14 protein-coding genes are annotated in these 17,500 nt (G+C 72.0%); 4 read left to right on the top strand and 10 right to left on the bottom strand.

Annotated features, from left to right (window positions below):
• Positions 1–20 precede the first annotated feature (20 nt).
• The 5 genes from ACFWW9_RS13230 to ACFWW9_RS13210 form a co-directional block, all read right to left on the bottom strand.
• On the bottom strand, positions 21–1,160 hold the full coding sequence (locus tag ACFWW9_RS13230) for an AAA family ATPase (RefSeq protein ID WP_390375712.1): 1,140 nt from the start codon (positions 1,158–1,160) through the stop codon (positions 21–23).
• Positions 1,147–1,845, bottom strand: a complete 699-nt coding sequence (locus ACFWW9_RS13225) for an RNA ligase family protein (RefSeq protein WP_390375709.1) — start codon at positions 1,843–1,845, stop codon at positions 1,147–1,149. Before ACFWW9_RS13225 ends, ACFWW9_RS13230 begins: the two co-directional genes overlap by 14 nt.
• A 331-nt stretch (positions 1,846–2,176) precedes the next feature.
• Positions 2,177–2,767 carry a regulatory protein RecX gene (locus ACFWW9_RS13220; protein WP_390375706.1) on the bottom strand — a complete coding sequence of 197 codons (591 nt, stop codon included), beginning with the start codon at positions 2,765–2,767 and terminating at the stop codon, positions 2,177–2,179.
• Positions 2,768–2,775: 8 nt separating this feature from the next.
• Complete coding sequence (gene recA / locus ACFWW9_RS13215; protein WP_390375703.1) at positions 2,776–3,825, bottom strand: recombinase RecA; 1,050 nt, start codon at positions 3,823–3,825, stop codon at positions 2,776–2,778.
• Between the two features lie 166 nt (positions 3,826–3,991).
• Positions 3,992–4,186, bottom strand: coding sequence for a DUF3046 domain-containing protein (locus ACFWW9_RS13210; RefSeq protein ID WP_390375700.1), 195 nt, complete (start codon positions 4,184–4,186; stop codon positions 3,992–3,994).
• A 23-nt stretch (positions 4,187–4,209) separates the two neighbouring features.
• On the opposite strand from ACFWW9_RS13210, the gene ACFWW9_RS13205 reads away from it, so the two are divergent.
• Positions 4,210–4,335: a hypothetical protein gene (locus tag ACFWW9_RS13205; RefSeq protein ID WP_390375696.1), complete on the top strand. Its 126-nt coding sequence runs from the start codon at positions 4,210–4,212 to the stop codon at positions 4,333–4,335.
• 4 nt (positions 4,336–4,339) lie between these two features.
• On the opposite strand, the gene ACFWW9_RS13200 is transcribed toward ACFWW9_RS13205, so the two are convergent.
• Positions 4,340–5,599 (bottom strand): MFS transporter, encoded by a 1,260-nt coding sequence (locus tag ACFWW9_RS13200; RefSeq protein ID WP_390375693.1) that lies wholly within the window; start codon positions 5,597–5,599, stop codon positions 4,340–4,342.
• Positions 5,600–5,647: 48 nt separating this feature from the next.
• Positions 5,648–7,651, bottom strand: a complete 2,004-nt coding sequence (locus tag ACFWW9_RS13195; RefSeq protein WP_390375690.1) for an Hsp70 family protein — start codon at positions 7,649–7,651, stop codon at positions 5,648–5,650.
• A 140-nt stretch (positions 7,652–7,791) separates the two neighbouring features.
• Between ACFWW9_RS13195 and ACFWW9_RS13190 the strand changes: the two genes are divergently transcribed.
• Together ACFWW9_RS13190 and ACFWW9_RS13185 are read left to right on the top strand one after the other, a co-directional pair.
• Complete coding sequence (locus tag ACFWW9_RS13190) at positions 7,792–12,336, top strand: ATP-dependent helicase (RefSeq protein WP_390375687.1); 4,545 nt, start codon at positions 7,792–7,794, stop codon at positions 12,334–12,336.
• A gap of 21 nt (positions 12,337–12,357) precedes the next feature.
• Positions 12,358–12,789, top strand: a complete 432-nt coding sequence (locus ACFWW9_RS13185; RefSeq protein WP_390375684.1) for a hypothetical protein — start codon at positions 12,358–12,360, stop codon at positions 12,787–12,789.
• A gap of 245 nt (positions 12,790–13,034) precedes the next feature.
• Here the strand turns inward: ACFWW9_RS13185 and ACFWW9_RS13180 are convergent, their stop codons facing one another.
• The 3 genes from ACFWW9_RS13180 to ACFWW9_RS13170 all read right to left on the bottom strand — a co-directional run bounded on the left by ACFWW9_RS13180 (position 13,035) and on the right by ACFWW9_RS13170 (position 15,835).
• The gene (locus ACFWW9_RS13180) at positions 13,035–14,033 is read right to left on the bottom strand and encodes a 1-aminocyclopropane-1-carboxylate deaminase (protein ID WP_390375681.1); all 999 of its coding nucleotides are present in this window, start codon (positions 14,031–14,033) and stop codon (positions 13,035–13,037) included.
• Positions 14,027–14,695 carry a GntR family transcriptional regulator gene (locus ACFWW9_RS13175; protein ID WP_390375678.1) on the bottom strand — a complete coding sequence of 223 codons (669 nt, stop codon included), beginning with the start codon at positions 14,693–14,695 and terminating at the stop codon, positions 14,027–14,029. Before ACFWW9_RS13175 ends, ACFWW9_RS13180 begins: the two co-directional genes overlap by 7 nt.
• Before the next feature lie 435 nt (positions 14,696–15,130).
• The gene (locus ACFWW9_RS13170; protein ID WP_390375675.1) at positions 15,131–15,835 is read right to left on the bottom strand and encodes a VOC family protein; all 705 of its coding nucleotides are present in this window, start codon (positions 15,833–15,835) and stop codon (positions 15,131–15,133) included.
• 23 nt (positions 15,836–15,858) lie between these two features.
• Between ACFWW9_RS13170 and ACFWW9_RS13165 the strand changes: the two genes are divergently transcribed.
• On the top strand, positions 15,859–17,472 hold the full coding sequence (locus tag ACFWW9_RS13165; RefSeq protein WP_390375672.1) for an alkaline phosphatase D family protein: 1,614 nt from the start codon (positions 15,859–15,861) through the stop codon (positions 17,470–17,472).
• Positions 17,473–17,500: the final 28 nt, after the last annotated feature.

The raw sequence follows: 17,500 nt of genomic DNA, 5'->3' as shown, positions 1-17,500 counted from the left end.
TAGTGGGAATCCCGCGACCCTCACCGCCCCCGCTGGTGGTCGGTGTCGACCCATTCCACGTGGTGCGCCTCGGTCAGGTCCGGGGTCTCCCACCTGTCGATCAGCCGGTCCACCACGGCTTCCGGCACGGGCTCTGCCCGTGCCCGGTTGCGGGCCCGCACGACCGACGGCGGCGCTTCGAGGCCGACGAGCGTGACCCGCGCGCGGTAGTCGGCCGCCAGCCCGACGCAGCGCTCGCGCAGCTGGCGGGTCACGTTGGTCGCGTTCCAGACGAACCGCTCCCCGGCCCGCAGGTGTGTCCGCGCCTGCTCGAACGCCGCCGCGACGACGGCCCGTTGATCACCTCCGGGTTTGACGCCCATCCGGTCCCGCAGCACGTCGAGGCTCACCACCGGCCACCCGGCGCGGTTCGCGGCGATCCAGTGGTCCTTGCCGACGCCCGGCAGTCCGGACAGGACGGTCACGTCCATCCTCGTGTCGTCGAACGCGGCGTACTCCGGATCCCGCCCCGGCGTGCGGAAGTACTGGAACCGCGCGTGCTCCGACGCGAACTCCTTCGGCCTGTCCAGGCAGCCCAGTTCACGGCAGTACTCGCGGAACAGCGCGATGTTGTCCACCACGCCGTCCGCGTCCTGGCACACCCGCCCCAGGATGTCCGCGGTCGCCAGGATCGCCAGGTCGTCGTTGCGCGCCAGCAGGCTGACCCGGTAGGCGATCCGCGTCAGGTCCGGCCGCTCCAACGCCCAGAACGGCACCTGGTGGTGATTCACCAGCGCGGCGACGTGCTCGCGCCACCGACGCGGAGCCCCGAGTTCCCACAGGATCCGCCGCGCCAACAGGTCGCCGTGCCGCGAATGCCCGTGTGCCGTGACCCGCCCCTCGTCGTCGACCTGCGTCCGGAACGGCTTCGCCACGTCGTGCAGCAGCACGGTCGCGAACAGCAGCGTGCGCTCGTCCGGGGGTCGGGCGCGCCACTCCTCCTGCGCGGCCAACGCCTCGCACGCCATCCGCGTGTGCGTGGCGACGTCGCCTTCGGCGTGGTGCACCGGGTCCTGCACCACCCCGCGCAACCGCCGCACCCACGCGAAGGCGGCCTCGATCTCCTCCCACCGCACCGTCCACTCCGGACCGCGCGGGCACAGCTCGTCAAAGATCCGCATGCCCGCCCACCCGGTTCGGCAGGATCGGCCGGGAAGCCCAGTGGCTGCCGGAGTCCAGGACCGCCGTCAGGAAGCTGGGCCGCACCCACTTGTACCGGTCGACGGTCTCGTCGCCGACCTCGACCTTGACGTACAGGCCTTCCATGAAGTCGTCCGAGTCCGTCTCCGCGACCACCTGGTCCGGATCCAGCCCCGCGTCCACGGCGGCTTCGCGCAGCACCTCACGCCACTGCGGCGTGCGGCAGGTCGACGGCCCCAGGAACGCGGTCAACGCCCCCAGGTCCTCGAACACCCCGGAGTGCAGCACCGGCACGGACACCACCGGCGCTCCGGCGAGCAGCTTCGCCCGCGCGGGCGTCGACAGGAACACCCCGGTCTCGCGGTCCAGCACGTCGAACTCGCAGAAGAAGTGCGGAAGCGCGTCGTAGAACACCGTGTGCTTGGCGTAGAGCCATTCCCCGTACATCACGTACCGGGACCCCAGCCGCTCCCACAACTCCGCCCGCACCTCGGCGGCCCACGCCTTGAACCGCGCGAACTGCCGCTCCCGAGGCCCACCGACCAGGTAGTGCCCCCGGCTCTGCAACCTCAGCGTCCCCTCGGCGTCGAACCCGACCCCCACGTTCGCCCCGTCGAGCTTCTCCTCGACCACCACGTGCCGCCCCCGGATCGCGGCGAACGCCACCGAGTCGAGGTCCTCGTCCCCAGGTTGCCGACGAGACCCCTCAAGGTGCCGGGTCCGAGGATATTTGCGCAGCATGGCGCAGTTGTACCCACCGAACCCACCGGCGGCCATCGAATAAAGCCCCACCGACGAGCCGAGACGTCAGTCGCGGATCAGGCCGAAACGCCTCACGAAGCTCGGCGTTCCACCGGACAACCCCCATTGCAGCAGCAGAACTCGCCCTGGCGTTCCCACCGAGCAACGCTCATCACGGCAGAGCCCGGTCAGGCACTCCCACGGGTCACCGCTCATCACCGCAGAGCCCGGTCCGGTGCTCCCATCCGGACGGCGCTCACTCCGGCAGGGCGTCGTCCAGCAGAGCGGCGTCCTCGCCCGCAGCCCGCAGCTCCTCGCGCACCACCTGGTAGGCCATTCCCCCCGCGTAACCCTTGCGCGCCAACGCCCCCACGAGCCGACGGATCTTCGCCGTCTCGTCGACGCCGGTCATGCCGCGCAGCTTCTTCCGGACCAGTTCCCGCGCCCGGTCCTGCTCGGCCTCGTCGTCCACCGCGGCCACGGCCTCGGTGACCAGGTCGTCCGCGACACCCTTGCGCTTCAGCTCCATCGCCAACGCGCGACGACCGAGCCCGTTGTAGGTGTGCCGCGACCGGACCCAGATCTCCGCGAACGCCGCGTCGTCGATCAGGCCCGCCTTGTCGAACTTGCCGAGCACCAGCTCGGCAAGTTCCTCGGCGATCCCCTTGCGCAGCATCGCGTTCTTCAACTCGAGCCGGGTGCGCGGTTGCGCGGCGAGCTGCGTGAAGCAGATCTCCTTGGCGCGCTTCTGCTCCTCGACCGGGTCCGGTGGCGGGAGGTCGGGCTCGTCGGCGTCCGAACCGAATCCGGCCCGACGACCCCGACCCCTGCCACCGCGGTACGTCATGGGGCTGCTCAGAAGTCGACCGGCGCGGGCGCGGCCTCGGTGACGTCGGCGTCGAGCTTCGCGCCGATGCCCAGCTTGTCCTTGATGCGCTTCTCGACCTCGTTGGCGACGTCGGGGTTCTCCAGCAGGAACTTGCGGGCGTTCTCCTTGCCCTGCCCCAGCTGGTCGCCCTCGTAGGTGTACCAGGCGCCGGACTTGCGCAGGATGCCCTGGTCGACACCCATGTCGATCAGCGAGCCCTCACGGCTGATGCCCTTGCCGTAGAGGATGTCGAACTCGGCCTGCTTGAACGGCGGGGCCACCTTGTTCTTCACGACCTTGACCCTGGTGCGGTTGCCGACGGGCTCGCCGCCGTCCTTCAGGGTCTCGATGCGACGCACGTCGAGGCGCACGGACGCGTAGAACTTCAGCGCCTTGCCACCCGTCGTGGTCTCCGGCGTGCCGAACATGACGCCGATCTTCTCGCGCAGCTGGTTGATGAAAATAGCGGTTGTACCGGAATTGCTGAGCGCACCGGTGATCTTGCGGAGCGCCTGGCTCATCAACCGCGCCTGGAGACCGACGTGGTTGTCGCCCATCTCGCCCTCGATCTCGGCGCGGGGCACGAGCGCCGCCACCGAGTCGATCACGAGGATGTCGAGAGCGCCGGAGCGGATCAGCATGTCCGCGATCTCCAGCGCCTGCTCGCCCGTGTCGGGCTGGGAGACCAGGAGCGCGTCGGTGTCGACGCCCAGCTTCTTCGCGTAGTCGGGGTCGAGCGCGTGCTCCGCGTCGATGAACGCCGCGATGCCACCCGCCTTCTGGGCGTTCGCGACGGCGTGCAGCGCGACCGTCGTCTTACCGGAGGATTCCGGGCCGTAGATCTCCACCACGCGACCACGTGGCAGACCGCCGATGCCGAGCGCGACGTCCAACGCGATCGCGCCGGTCGGGATCACGGCGATCGGGGCGCGGCCCTCTTCGCCGAGACGCATGACCGAGCCCTTGCCGAACTGCTTGTCGATCTGGGCAAGAGCCAGCTCAAGGGCCTTGTCCCTGTCGGGTGCTGCGGGAGCCATCTGGTGTCCACCTCGGGTTGTCTCGGATCGCTTTTTCATGTTGGACCCGACGCTACGGGGAGGGTCCGACAATTTTTGCGAGGGCCGGGCGAGCAGCCGTTCGGACACCCGGTCGTGGCGGGAGCTTAGCCGAACAGGTGTTCGATCGCAGCCTCGACACGCCGGCTCATCTTCGCTGCTCGGGGACGTCGAACGCGTCGCACACGGCGAGCCAGATCTCTTTCGGGGGAACGCCCGATTCGAGTGCCTGATCGGGGGTGAGGCCTCCCAGGGCGGACAGCACGTGGTCCTGGGCCACCATCTCACCGCGGACCGAGCCGAACTCACCGGCCATCTGCTTGCGGAACACCGTGATGCGCATCGGGTCCAGGTTAACCTCAGGGAGTGGCACTGCTCCAGGAAGACCCCACGGGCCTGTCCTCGCCGGTCGGCCAGATCGCGATGGTCGCCATGCTGCTCGTCGTGATCGTCGTCGGCCTGCGCTTCTGGTGGGGGAACCGGAAGAAGTGAGGGGTCAGGCGGGCCGTTGCAGGGTCGTGTAGACGCAGACGACGAGCAGCGGCAGCGCGACGAACCCGACGATCAGGCCGAGCGCCGCGAACGACCAGGCGGTGACGACCACGCCCGCCGTGACGCCGCCGATCGCGCCGCCGATGTTCATGCAGAGGTCGGACAGGCCCTGCGCCGCGGGCCGGTCGGGCACGGCGACGGACTCGGTGAGCAGCGCGGACCCGGACACCAGGCCCGCGGACCAGCCGAAGCCGAGCAGCGTGAGCCCGGCCGCGAGCTGCGGCGCGTTGTCGGAGGGGGCCATCCCGGTGACGCCGGACGCGGCGACGAGCAGCGCGGCGCCGATGGCCAGCACCGGGATCCGGCCGAGCCGGTCGGCCATCCAGCCGAACAGCGGGCTGGCCCCGTACATGGCCGCGACGTGCAGGCTGATCACCACGCCGACCACGCGCAGCGAGGAGCCCGCGTGGTTCATGTGCACCGGGGTCATCGACATCAGACCGACCATCGCCGTCTGGCACAGGGAGATGGAGATCAGCGCGAGCTTCGCGCTGGACCGCAGGGACCGCCACACGGCGACGCTGCCCTTGGTCGGCGACTGGCCGCCGACGCAGTGCGCGGGGACCACGGGCTCGGGCACGGCGTCGCGCACGACCACCAGCGGGTCGGGTCGCAGGAACACCCAGATGGCCAGCGCGGCCAGCCCGAACACCGCGGCGGCCAGCAGGAACGGTCCCGCACCGACCGCGAGGCCGAGGGACGAGGCGAGGCGTCCGGCCGGATCGGCGAGGTTCGGACCGGCGACCGCGCCGATGGTCGCCGCCCACACCACGATGCCGACCGACCGCGCCCGCCGGTGGGGGTGCGCGAGGTCGGTGGCCGCGTACCGGGCGGCGAGGTTCGCGCTGGACGCGCCGCCGAAGAGGACCAGGGCGGGCAGCAGCAGTTGCCACCACCCGAGCACGACGGCGAGCGCCGCCGTCAGCGCGCCCACCGCACCGACGCCGTAGCCGAGCACGAGCGCGGGACGCCTGCCGCGGCGTTGCGCGAGTTTGGCCGCGGGGAGCGCGAGCAGGGCCGCGCCGACGACCGCGCTGGTCTGCGCGAGACCGCCCACGGCGTCGGACTCGGCGAGCGCGGCGGCGATCAGCGTGCTGAAGGCGAGACCGATGGTGACGCCCGTGGCGCCCAGGACCTGGGTGGTCGTGAGCACGCGGAGCACCCTGCGTTGCAGGTGCTCGACCTCGGGCGCCACCGTTTTCATGATCACGATGGTGACACGGTCGCGACCCCGCTACCAGGGCCGTCCGGGTCACGTACCAGGCTGGACGCGCTTCTCGAAGTAGGTGGCGACCTCGTCGGCGGTCAGGTCTCCCCCGCCGGTCTTGGTCACGATGCCGAGCAGCGGGCGGTCCGTCGCGGTGAACGCGAGCAGCCCGACACCGCCGTCGGCGGACGAGCGGTACTTGCCCTCCAGGCCGTTGCCCGCCCACTGCGCCTCGACCACGTCGGCCTTGAGCGACCGGACCACGGCGTCCGCGCCCTGCTGCGCGCCGGTGACGGTCTCCGTGAGGACGTACTGAACGGTGTAGTCGTCGTCCAGGGTGCAGCTGACGACGCTGCCCTTGATGGCGTTGACGCCGGACACGCCCGCGGCGCCGCCGGTCTTGCACTGGTTGCCGTCCGGGACGACGCCCGCGAGCTGGCGCAGGCACTTGGTGAAGCCCTTGTCGTCGGTCGCGGTGTCGGACTTGCACTCCTGCGCGTTCGGGACGTCCGGCCCGCTCAGCGCGACCACGCCGCCGACGATCGCCGCGACCAGCACGACCGCGCCGCCCACCGCGAGCAGCGCGGTCCGGTTCGACTTCTTCTTCGGCGGCGCGGCGACGGCGGTGGGGAAGTTGAACTGCTGCTGCGCGGCCGGGTACTGGCTGTTGACGGAGAAGGAGGTGTTGACCGAGTAGGGCGCGGTCACCGGGTAGCCGCCGCTGGTCGCGGGGTTGACCTGGCTCGGGCCGCTGACCGCGGGGTTCACCGGGTACGGGCCACTGGGGGTCGGGTTGACCTGGTACGGACCGCTCGGCGTCGGGTTCACCGGGTGCGGGCCGCTCTGCGCCGGGAACCCGCCGGTGGCGGGCATGTCCTGGGTGGGGAAGTCGCCCGCGACCGGCTCGGTCACGACCGTGGGCACGTCCGAGCGCGACATCGTGACGGTCGACGGCTCGTCGGTGGCGCGCAGGTTGATGCCGTCCTTCGGCACGTGGTGCGCGCCGAGCGCGACGGCCGTCTCCGGCTGGTCGAGGCTGGTCGGCGCGACCCGGACCTGCTCGACGATCATGGTGCTGACCAGCGGGATCCGACTGGACCCACCGACCAGGTAGATGCCGACGAGCTGCTCGGGGGCCATGCCGGTGGCGCGGATCGTGGAGGCCAGCAGCTCGGCGCTGCGCAGCAGGCGCGGCCGGACCAGCGCCTCCATGTCGGAGCGGGTCACCACCACGTCGGTGAACGGCTCGGGCATCGGCACCTCCGTCCGGGGGTGCCGCGACAGCGACTCCTTGGCGGAGCGCACGTCGTCCAGCAGGGTCCGGCGGGTGCGGCGGTCGGCGGTCGACTCGGGCCGCATGAGCCGCTGCCAGTGGCCGGGGTCGCTGTGCGACACCTGGCGGCCGATGTGCTCCAGCAGCGCCTGGTCGACGTCCAGGCCGCCGAGGTCGGGCAGGCCGTCGTCGGCCAGCACCTCGAACCCCTTCTGGGTGACGCCGACGATGGCGACGTCGAACGTGCCCGCGCCCAGGTCGTAGACGGCCAGCGCCTGGCCGGTGGCGAAGTTCCGCTCGATCGCGAGGGCGTAGTGCGCGGCGGCGGCCACGGGCTCCGGAACCAGCACGACCTCGGCGGTCACCCCGGCCAGCCGGGCGGCGGAGATCAGCACGGCGCGGCGGGTCGGACCCCACTGCGCGGGGTGGGTCAGCCGGACCTCGTCGAGCTGGGCCCCGTTGAGCTGGCGGGCGGTCTCCTCCAGCACGCGGCCGAGCACGGCGGCCAACGCGTCCGCGACCGGCACGACGGACTCGCCGAGCTTCAACGCGCCGTCGTCCACCCGGCGCTTCGGGTTCGGCTCGAACCGCGACGGGTCCAGGCGCGCGCGCCGCTCGGCATCACGCCCCACGACCAGCGTGCCGTCCTCCTCGCAGAAGACCGCCGACGGCATCGCCGACGCGCCGTCCACCTCGACGACCCTGGGTGGGCGGCCGTGTGCCGACAGCACCGCCACCGTGTTGGAAGTACCCAGGTCAACGGACAGGACGCGCAACGCTCTCCCCTTAGTCGGCGGACCGGCTGATGGTGCCACGTCCGCCAGTGGGTGTGCCTGGGGGTTGACCGGATTGGGTTGTTCCAGGTCAGGGGGCCTGCGATCAGAAATTGTCGGTGCGTCGGGTCATGATGGGCCGTATGGACGCACTGGAGGCTTTCTCGCCCGCCACTCGGCAGTGGTTCGAGGGTGCCTTCGTCGCGCCAACCGCGGCCCAGGCGGGCGCGTGGCAAGCGGCGGCGGCCGGGGAGCACGCGCTGGTCATCGCGCCGACCGGCTCGGGCAAGACGCTGTCGGCGTTCCTGTGGGCGCTCGACCAGCTGGCGTCGACCCCCGTGCCGGAGGACCCGAAGCGGCGGTGCCGCGTCCTCTACATCTCACCGATGAAGGCGCTCGCGGTCGACGTGGAGCGCAACCTGAGAGGACCGCTGGCGGGCATCCGGCAGGCGGCGCACCGGCTGGGGCAGCCGGAACCGTCGATCACGGTGGGCATGCGGACCGGCGACACGCCCGCGGACGAGCGGCGGGCGTTCCTGAAGACGCCGCCGGACGTGCTGGTGACGACACCGGAGTCGCTGTTCCTCATCCTCACGTCCGCCGCGCGCGACTCGTTGCGGGGCGTGCGGACGGTGATCGTGGACGAGGTGCACGCCGTCGCCGGGACCAAGCGGGGCGGGCACCTGGCGTTGTCGCTCGAACGGCTGGACGCGCTGCTGGAGAAGCCCGCCCAGCGGATCGGGCTGTCCGCGACGGTCCGGCCGGTCGAGGAGGTCTCGTCGTTCCTCGCGGGCGGGCGGCCGGTGCGGGTGGTGCAGCCGAAGACGGCGAAGACGATCGAGGTGCGGGTCGAGGTCCCGGTGGAGGACATGTCGATCCTGGGTCAGCCGACCGGCGAGGTGACCGGGTCCGCCGCGGGCGCGGAGCAGAAGGCGTCGATCTGGCCCGCGGTGGAGCAGCGGATCCTGGAACTGGTGCGGGAGCACCGCTCGACGATCGTGTTCGCCAACTCGCGGCGGCTGGCCGAGCGGTTGACGGCCCGGCTCAACGAACTGGCGGAGGAGGCGGCCGAGCTCGAGCGCTTCCCGGCCGAGGCGATCGGGCAGTCCGGGTTCACCACGCAGACGGCCGCCGTGGTCGCCCGCGCGCACCACGGGTCGATGGCGCGCGAGCAGCGGACGGCGGTCGAGGAGGAGCTGAAGTCCGGGCGGCTGCCGTGCGTGGTGGCGACGTCGTCGCTGGAACTGGGCATCGACATGGGCGCGGTCGACCTGGTGGTCCAGGTGGAGGCGCCGCCGACGGTGGCGTCCGGGATGCAGCGGGTCGGGCGCGCGGGCCACCAGGTGGGGGCGGTGTCGCGCGGGGTGATGTTCCCGAAGTTCCGCGGCGACCTGGTGTCGTGCGCGGTCGTGGCGGAACGGATGCGCGACGGGGCGATCGAGGCCGTCCGGTACCCGCGCAACCCGTTGGACGTGCTGGCGCAGCACGTCGTGGCGATGGTCGCGCTGGAGTCGTGGACCGTCGAGGAGCTGGCGGGGCTGGTGCGGCGGGCGGCGCCGTTCGCGGCGCTGCCGGAGTCGGCGCTGATGGCGGTGCTGGACATGCTGGCGGGCCGGTACCCGAGCGAGGAGTTCGGCGAGCTGCGGCCGCGGATCACCTGGGACCGGGTGACCGGGGAGCTGCGCGGCAGGCCGGGCGCGCAGCGGCTGGCGGTGACGTCGGGCGGCACGATCCCGGACCGCGGCATGTTCGCGGTGATGACCCCGCCCTCGGAGCGCGGGCCGGGGTCGCGGGTCGGCGAGCTGGACGAGGAGATGGTCTACGAGTCGCGGGTCGGCGACACGTTCCTGCTGGGCACGTCCGCGTGGCGGGTGGAGGACATCACCCACGACCGGGTGATCGTGGTGCCCGCGCCGGGGCAGCCCGCGCGGATGCCGTTCTGGAAGGGCGACGCGCCCGGCAGGCCGCTGGAACTGGGGCGGGCGCTGGGGAAGTTCCTGCGCGAGATGTCCACGGCGGACGCCCCGCACGCGGCGCTGCGGGCGGCCGAGGCGGGGTTGGACGCGTGGGCGGCGAGCAACCTGGCGGCGTACCTGGGCGAGCAGCGGGAGGCGACCCGGCACGTGCCGAACGACCGGGTGATCCTGGTCGAGCGGTTCCGCGACGAGCTGGGCGACTGGCGGCTGGTGGTGCACTCGCCGTTCGGGGCGCAGGTCAACGCGCCGTGGGCGTTGGCGATAGCGGCGCGGCTGCGGGAACGGCGGGGCGTCGAGGTGCAGGCGGCGCACTCCGACGACGGCATCGTGGTGCGGCTGCCGGACGCCGTGGACCTGGACGGCGCGGACGTCGTGGTGGGCGCGGAGGACGTGCTGCTGGACCCGGAGGAGGTCGAGCAGATCGTCGTCGCCGAGGTGGGCGGGTCGGCGCTGTTCGCCGCGCGGTTCCGGGAGTGCGCGGCCCGGTCGCTGCTGCTCCCCCGGCGCGACCCGCGGAAGCGGTCCCCGTTGTGGCAGCAGCGGCAGCGGGCGGCGCAACTGCTGTCGGTGGCGGCGAAGTACGAGAGCTTCCCGGTGGTGCTGGAGGCCATGCGGGAGTGCTTGCAGGACGTCTACGACGTGCCCGGCCTGCGGGAGCTGATGAGCGAGATCCGGTCCCGCCGGGTGCGGGTGGTGGAGATCGAGACGCCGACCCCGTCGCCGTTCGCGCGCAGCCTGCTCTTCGGCTACGTCGGGATGTTCCTCTACGAGACGGACACGCCGCTGGCCGAGCGGCGGGCGGCGGCGCTGTCGCTGGACTCGACGCTGCTGGCGGAGCTGCTCGGGTCGGAGGCGATCCGCGAGCTGCTCGACCCGGAGGTGGTCGAGGAGGTCGAGCGGTCGTTGCAGCGGCTCACCGAGGAGCGGCGGGCGCGGCACGCGGAGGACGCGGCGGACCTGCTGCGGTTCCTCGGCGACCTCAGCGAGGCGGAAGGGGTCGAACGCGGGATCCAGCCGGCGTGGTTCGCGGAGCTCGTGGAGCAGCGGCGGGCGTTGCGGATCAGGATCGCGGGCGAGGAGCGCGTGATCGCGATCGAGGACGCGGGCCGCTACCGGGACGCGCTGGGCGTGGCGCTGCCGGTGGGGGTGCCGGAGGTGTTCACCGAGCCGGTGGCCGATCCGCTCGGCGACCTGGTGAGCCGGTACGCCCGCACGCACGGGCCGTTCCCGGCGCTGGAGGCGGCGGCGCGGTTCGGGCTCGGGATCGCGGTGGTGACCGGTGTGCTGGACCGGATGTCCGGCACCGGGCGGTTGGTGCGCGGCGAGTTGCGGCCGGGTGGCACGCACACCGAGTACTGCGACGCGGAGGTGCTGCGCCGTCTGCGGCGGGCGTCGCTCGCCCGGCTGCGGGCGGAGGTCGAGCCGGTCGAACCCGCCGCGCTCGGCCGGTTCCTGCCCAGCTGGCACGGGGTGGGCAGACGGCTGCGGTCGGCTCCGTCGGTGGACGACGTGCTGTCGGTGGTCGAGCAGCTGGCGGGAGCGCCGTTGCCCGCGAGCGCGCTGGAGTCGTTGGTGCTGCCCGCGCGGCTGCCCGGCTACTCCCCCGCGATGCTCGACGAGTTGACCGCGTCGGGCGAGGTGACGTGGACCGGCTGCGGCTCGCTGGCGGGTGGCGACGGGTGGATCGCGCTGGCGCCGACGGACGTGGCCGACCTGCTGCTGCCCGACCTGGTGCCGGAGTCCGCGCCCGAGTCGCCGCTGCACCTGGCGGTGGTCGAGGCGTTGGCGGGCGGCGCGCTGTTCTTCCGGCAACTGGTCGACCGGGTGTCGTTGTTGGGGCCGACCAGCGACGCCGACGTGGTCGGGGCGCTGTGGGACCTGGTGTGGGCCGGGCTGGTCACCAACGACACGCTCGCGCCTCTGCGGTCGCTGGTGGCGGGCAAGAGCGCCGCGCACAAGCCCAGGCGGGCGGCACCGCGCGGCCGGTACGCCCGGATGCGGGCCGGTCGGCCGGACATGCCGAGCCGGACCGGGCCGCCGACGGTCGCGGGCCGGTGGTCGCTGGCGGTGGTGCCCGCGATCGACCCGACCCGCCGCGCCCACGCGAGAGCCGAGGCGTTCCTGGAGCGGCACGGCGTGCTGACCAGGGGCGCGCTCGACACCGAGCGGGTGACCGGCGGGTTCAGCGGCGTCTACCGCGTGCTGCGGGCGATGGAGGAGTCCGGGCAGGTCGTGCGCGGTTACGTGGTCGAAGGCCTCGGCGCGGCCCAGTTCGCGGCGCGCGGCGCCGTCGACCGCCTCCGTGCCCTGTCGAGACCACCGGGTCAGGACCACCTCGGCACGCCAGAGGCCGTGGTGCTGGCCGCCGCGGACCCGGCGCAGCCGTACGGCGCGGCCCTCGACTGGCCCGCGCCGATCGGCGACGGCAAGCACCGGCCCGCGCGCAAGGCCGGGGCGTTGACCGTGCTGGTCGACGGGGTGGCGGTGCTGTACGTCGAGCGCGGCGGACGTTCGCTGCTGTCGTTCACCGAGGACGAGGAGACCCTGCGGGCCGCCGCGGGGTCGTTGAGCAGAGCCGTGCGCGACGGCTGGCTGGGGCAGTTGGCCGTGCAGCGCACGGACGGCGAGAACGCATTGGGCACCCGGCTGGCGGGCGTCCTGCAAGAAGCCGGTTTTCGCGCGACACCGAAAGGGCTGAGGCTGAGGGCGTAATCGATCTGGGACAATCCGGCGGTGGGCAGACGACGAGCGGTGCTGATGGCGGCGACGACCGTCGTCCTCACCGCGGGCGGCGCCCTCGCCGCGAGCGCCGACTGGACGAGCAGCGCCCACGTCGGCGCGTGCGAGTTCGGCATCTGCGGCACCGTCGTCAACGGCCTCGACATCCCCGTGGACATCGCGCTCGACTGGTGCGAGTGGGAATCCGCCCCGTGCGAGTCGAAGGGCGTCCGCACCCTGCCCGCGGACAGCCGCAGCGACGCCACCGACAAGATCGACGTCGACGGCTTCCGCGTCCCCGACGGCCTCCGCTACCAGGTGTACTTCACCCACACCTTCAGCAACGAGACCGCCTGGCTCGACCCCGGCTGGCACAAGATCAGCACCGACACGGTCGCCCGCATCGCCGCCTACCAACCGGGCCCGGTAGTCGGCGACGCCCAGTAACCCCCGACACCCACGCACACCCTGCAACCTAGGCAAACGTGCGCCCTGCAACCTCGGGAAACCGACTCGCGAAAATGTCGGACCCTCGTTGTAGCGTCGGTATCGGGGGGCCTTCCCGACAGGGGGACCTCTGTTCCCCGACGGCTCGGGCAAACAGGCTTCGGCAGACAGGCTCGGCGGTGGCCGCCGGGTTGCTGTTGTCAGCCGTAGGCGAGGTGATCCCTGGTGTGGGAACGGGTGGAGGCTCAGGTGAAGAGGGTGCTGTAGGCGTTGAGGGCTGGTTGGCCGCCTAGGTGGGCGTAGAGGACCTTGGAGTCCCTGGGGATTTCGCCGGTGGTGACCAGTTCGATCAGGCCTGCCAGGGATTTGCCCTCGTAGACCGGGTCGGTGATCATGCCTTCCAGTGACGCTCCCAAGCGCATGGCGTCCATCGTGGACTCGCCGGGCACGCCGTAGACGCCTTCGTGGAAGCGTTCGTCGAGCAGGACGTCCGCCGGGTCGAGGTCGACCTCCAGCAGGCCCGCGGTGGCGGTGGCGATCCTGGTGACCTGGTCCTTGGTCTCGTCGGGCTTGGCGGAGGCGTCGATGCCGAGCACCCTGCGGGGGCGGTCGGCTCCCGCGAAGCCAGCGACCATGCCCGCCTGGGTGCTGCCGGTGACCGAGCAGACCACGATGGTGTCGAAGAAGAGTCCCAGTTGGGCTTCCTGGGCCTCCACCTCCTTGGCCCAGTTGGCGAAACCGAGGCCGCCCAAGCGGTGGTCGGAGGCACCGGCCGGGATCGGGTACGGGGTGCCGCCCGCGGCGTGGACGTCCTGGATCGCCTGTTCCCACGCGGGTTTGACGCCGATGCCGAAGTCCGCTTGGACGAGTCGGACGTCTGCGCCCATCATGCGGCTCATCTGGATGTTGCCGACGCGGTCGTAGCCGGGGTCGGTCCAGTCGACCCAACTCTCCTGCACCAACACGCACTTGAGACCCGCGCGCGCCGCGGCGGCGGCCACCTGGCGGGTGTGGTTGGACTGGACGCCGCCGATCGAGACGAGGGTGTCGCAGCCGGTGGCGACGGCGTCGGCGACGAGGTACTCGAGCTTGCGGGTCTTGTTGCCGCCGTAGGCCAGGCCGGAGTTGCAGTCCTCGCGCTTGGCCCACACGTCGGCGCCGCCCAGGTGCTCGGTGAGGCGGTCCAGGCGGTGCACGGGCGACGGGCCGAACAGCAGCGGGTAGCGGGCGAAGTCCTTCAGCACTGGGGATCTCCTTGGTCCTCGGTCTCCAGCAGGTCGGTGAGCGTGGCCCAGTTGAGGGACACCCGGTCCGCCGCGAGCGCGGCGTCCGCACTGGCGCAGGCGGTGATGACTTCGGCGTGCATGGCCACGGAGTGGCGGCCCTGCGGGGTGGCGAAGCGGAGGCGTTCGAGCCTGCGGACGAGCGGCGTGTAGCGGTCGATGGTGGCGGTGATCGCGAAGTTGTCAGCGCGGCGGACGGCGACGTCGTGGAACTCGTCGTCAGCGGCCAGAGCCGAGTTCACGTCACCGGTGGCCAGGGCGGTCTCGAAGCGCGTGTTGGCGGCGCGCATGGCGTCCAGGTCAGCGGGCGTCATCAGCGGAACGGCCAGACGGGCGGCGAGCGCGTGCATGGCCTGCACGACCACATGTGCCTGGCGAACGGCGGCGGTGTCGAGCGGCGTGACCCTGGTGTAGCTGTGCGGCTTCGTCTCGACCAGACCCTCGTCGGTGAGCCTGGCGAGGGCTTCACGGACAGGCGTGCGGGACAGCCCCAACTCCTCGGCGAGGTCGACGTCCCTGATGGGCGCGCCCGGCGCGAGATCGCCACCCACGATGGCGTCGCGGATCGCCGTCAACGCGCGATCGCGGTAGAGCGAGCGGTCCAGGCGACCAATATATTGCATATCAGGACTGTCGCTGACGGAAGCCGCCAGGTCAAGGGGCACGAGCCGGGAATGGCGGGCCACTCGGGGACGAGAGGCACGGGACAGAGGTCGAGAAGCGCGGGCAGGCGGGTCAGCGGCGCAAGCAAGCCGGGTGAGGTGAGGGCGGCGACGCGGGAGACGCGGGCAGGCGGCAGAAGGTGAGAGCTGGCCACAAGTGGTGCGGACCAGCGGGGGGGCGGACCAGCGGCGGGAGGCAGGCTGGCCGCAAGCGGTGAGAGTCAGCCGCGTGTGGTGCAGGCCAGCGGGGGCGGACCAGCGGCAGGAGGAGAGAGGTGGGCCGCAGGTGATGCGAGCCAAGAGCAGGTGAGGGCAAGCGGCCTGGGGCGGGCCGGCAGCAGGTGGTGCGGGCCAGCGATGGGAGTGCTGGCTAGCGGCGGTGACGCGGGAGGTGGGCTAGCGGGGTGAGAGGACGCAGAACTCCTGGCCCTCGGGGTCGGTCAGGACCGCGTGGCTCCACTTGCCGATGCTCAGCACGGTGGCTCCCAAGGCGACCAAGCGGGAGACCTCGGTGTTCTGGTCGTCGTACGGGCCGGGAGCCAGGTCGAGGTGGACGCGGTTCTTCACGCGTTTGCGGTCGTCGCTGTGCAGGAACTCCAGCCACGGGCCCGCTTCCTGGCGGAGGGACGCGAACTCGGCGGTGCGGTTGGCGATCGGCAGGCCCGTCGCGGCGGCCCAGAAGTCGACTTCGGCGCAGGTGTCGGCGACGTCCACCACGATCGCGGCGATCGGGCCGGTCGCGCTGTACTCCGGGCGGGGTTCGAGGACGCAGAACTCGTTGCCCTCGATGTCGGCCAGCACGACCCAGCGGACGCCGCGCTGGCCGAGGTCGACGGGTTTCGCGCCGAGCGCGGTCGCCCGGTCCACGAGGTCGCGCTGGTGTTCCAGCGACGTGCTCGCCAGGTCGAGGTGCAGGCGGTTCTTCACGACCTTCGGCTCCTCGACCGGCACGAACACCAGTTCCATCGAGGCGGTCACGGCCACGTCCACCTCGTCGGCGGACTCGCCGGTGATGCGCGTGCCGAGCAGTTCCGCCCAGAACCGTCCGAGTGCCGCCGGGTCCGCGGCGTCGATCACGACGTCGTTCAGCCTCGTCACCATCCGCCAAAGGTAACGTCTGGCGAATGGCGAAGCTGGTTCTCGGTCCGGTGCTGCGGCATGTGAACGCGACGTCGGCGACCGTGTGGGTGGAAACCGACACGTCGACCGAGGTGGAGGTGGCGGGTCATCGGGCCCGGACGTTCCAGGTGGGCGCTCAGCACTTCGCGCTGGTGCGCGTCGAGGGCCTGGCTCCGGGGACCACGACGGAGTACGACGTGCGGCTCGACGGCGACCCGGTGTGGCCCGAGCCGGACTCGGAGTTCCCGCCGTGCCGCATCCGCACGAAGTCCGATGAGGACCTGACGCACCGCATCGTGTTCGGGTCGTGCCGCGCGGCGAAACCGCTGCGGCCCGCAGAGGAGGACGACCTCGGCCCGGACGCGCTGGACGCGTACGCGCTGCGCATGGCGAAGCAGCCGCAGGACGAGTGGCCGGACGCGCTGCTGCTGCTCGGCGACCAGGTGTACGCCGACGAGCCGACGTCGCGGACGAAGGAGTGGCTGCGGAAACGGCGTGGTGGCAAGGATCCCGTGGACGAGGTGCTGCACTTCCGGGAGTACGCGCAGCTCTACCACGAGTCGTGGGGCGACCCCGAGATCCGCTGGCTGATGTCGACCGTGCCGACGTCGATGATCTTCGACGACCACGACATCCGCGACGACTGGAACACCTCCCGCCCGTGGCGCGAGAAGATGGCCGCGACGCCGTGGTGGCCGGAGCGGATCCGGGCCGGGCTGGCGTCGTACTGGGTGTACCAGCACCTGGGCAACCTCGGGCCGGACGAGCTGGACCGCGACGAGCTGTACGCGAAGGTCGTCGCCGCGGGCGGTGACGTGCAGCCGATGCTGGAGGAGTTCGCCGAGCGGGCCGACGCCGAACTGGACGGCCGGAAGTCGACGTGGTGGAGCTACCGGCGCGACTTCGGGCGGGTGCGGCTGCTGGTGATCGACACCCGGTGCGGCCGGATCCTCGCGGGCGACACGCGGCGGATGGTCGGCGACGAGGAGTTCGACTGGATCGAGCGCAACGCCGAGGGCGACTACGACCACCTGGTCATCGGCTCGTCGCTGCCGTGGCTGATGCCGCACGCGATCAGCCACGCCCAGTCGATCAACGAACGCGCCGCCGCCCGGCCGGGCAGGCGCGGCCGGTTCGCCGAGCAGGTCCGGCAGATCGCGGACCTGGAGCACTGGCCCGCGTTCCGCGACTCGTTCGAGCGGCTGTCGCGGTTCCTCGGCCGGATCGGCCGCGGCGAGAACGCGCCCAGCACCATCTGCGTGCTGTCCGGCGACGTGCACCACAGCTACGCCGCGCAGGGCCACTACGCCGAGCCGACGGCCAGCGCGATCATGCAGCTCACCTGCTCCCCCGTGCACAACGACCCGCCGAAGTTCTTCCGCCCGGTGTTCCGCCTGTCCTGGTGGCCGCCGATGGGCCGCGTGCTGCGCAGGCTCGCCGACCGCGCGGGCGTGCCCGCGGACCCGTTGACGTGGAACCGGTTGACCGGCCCGCACTTCGGCAACTCCATCGCGGTGCTGGAGGTGGACGGACGGCAGGCCCGCTTCCGCCTGGAGTCCGCGACACCCGACGGCAGGGGGTTGGTCGAGGTCGCGAACCTGGGCCTGCCGCCCGCCTAGCGAGGTGCCCCGGAACCGCGGCGCGGCA

The sequence above is a fragment of the Umezawaea sp. NPDC059074 genome (assembly GCF_042738955.1).
Lineage (GTDB): Bacteria > Actinomycetota > Actinomycetes > Mycobacteriales > Pseudonocardiaceae > Umezawaea.
This window is presented reverse-complemented; position numbering and strand designations above follow the sequence as displayed.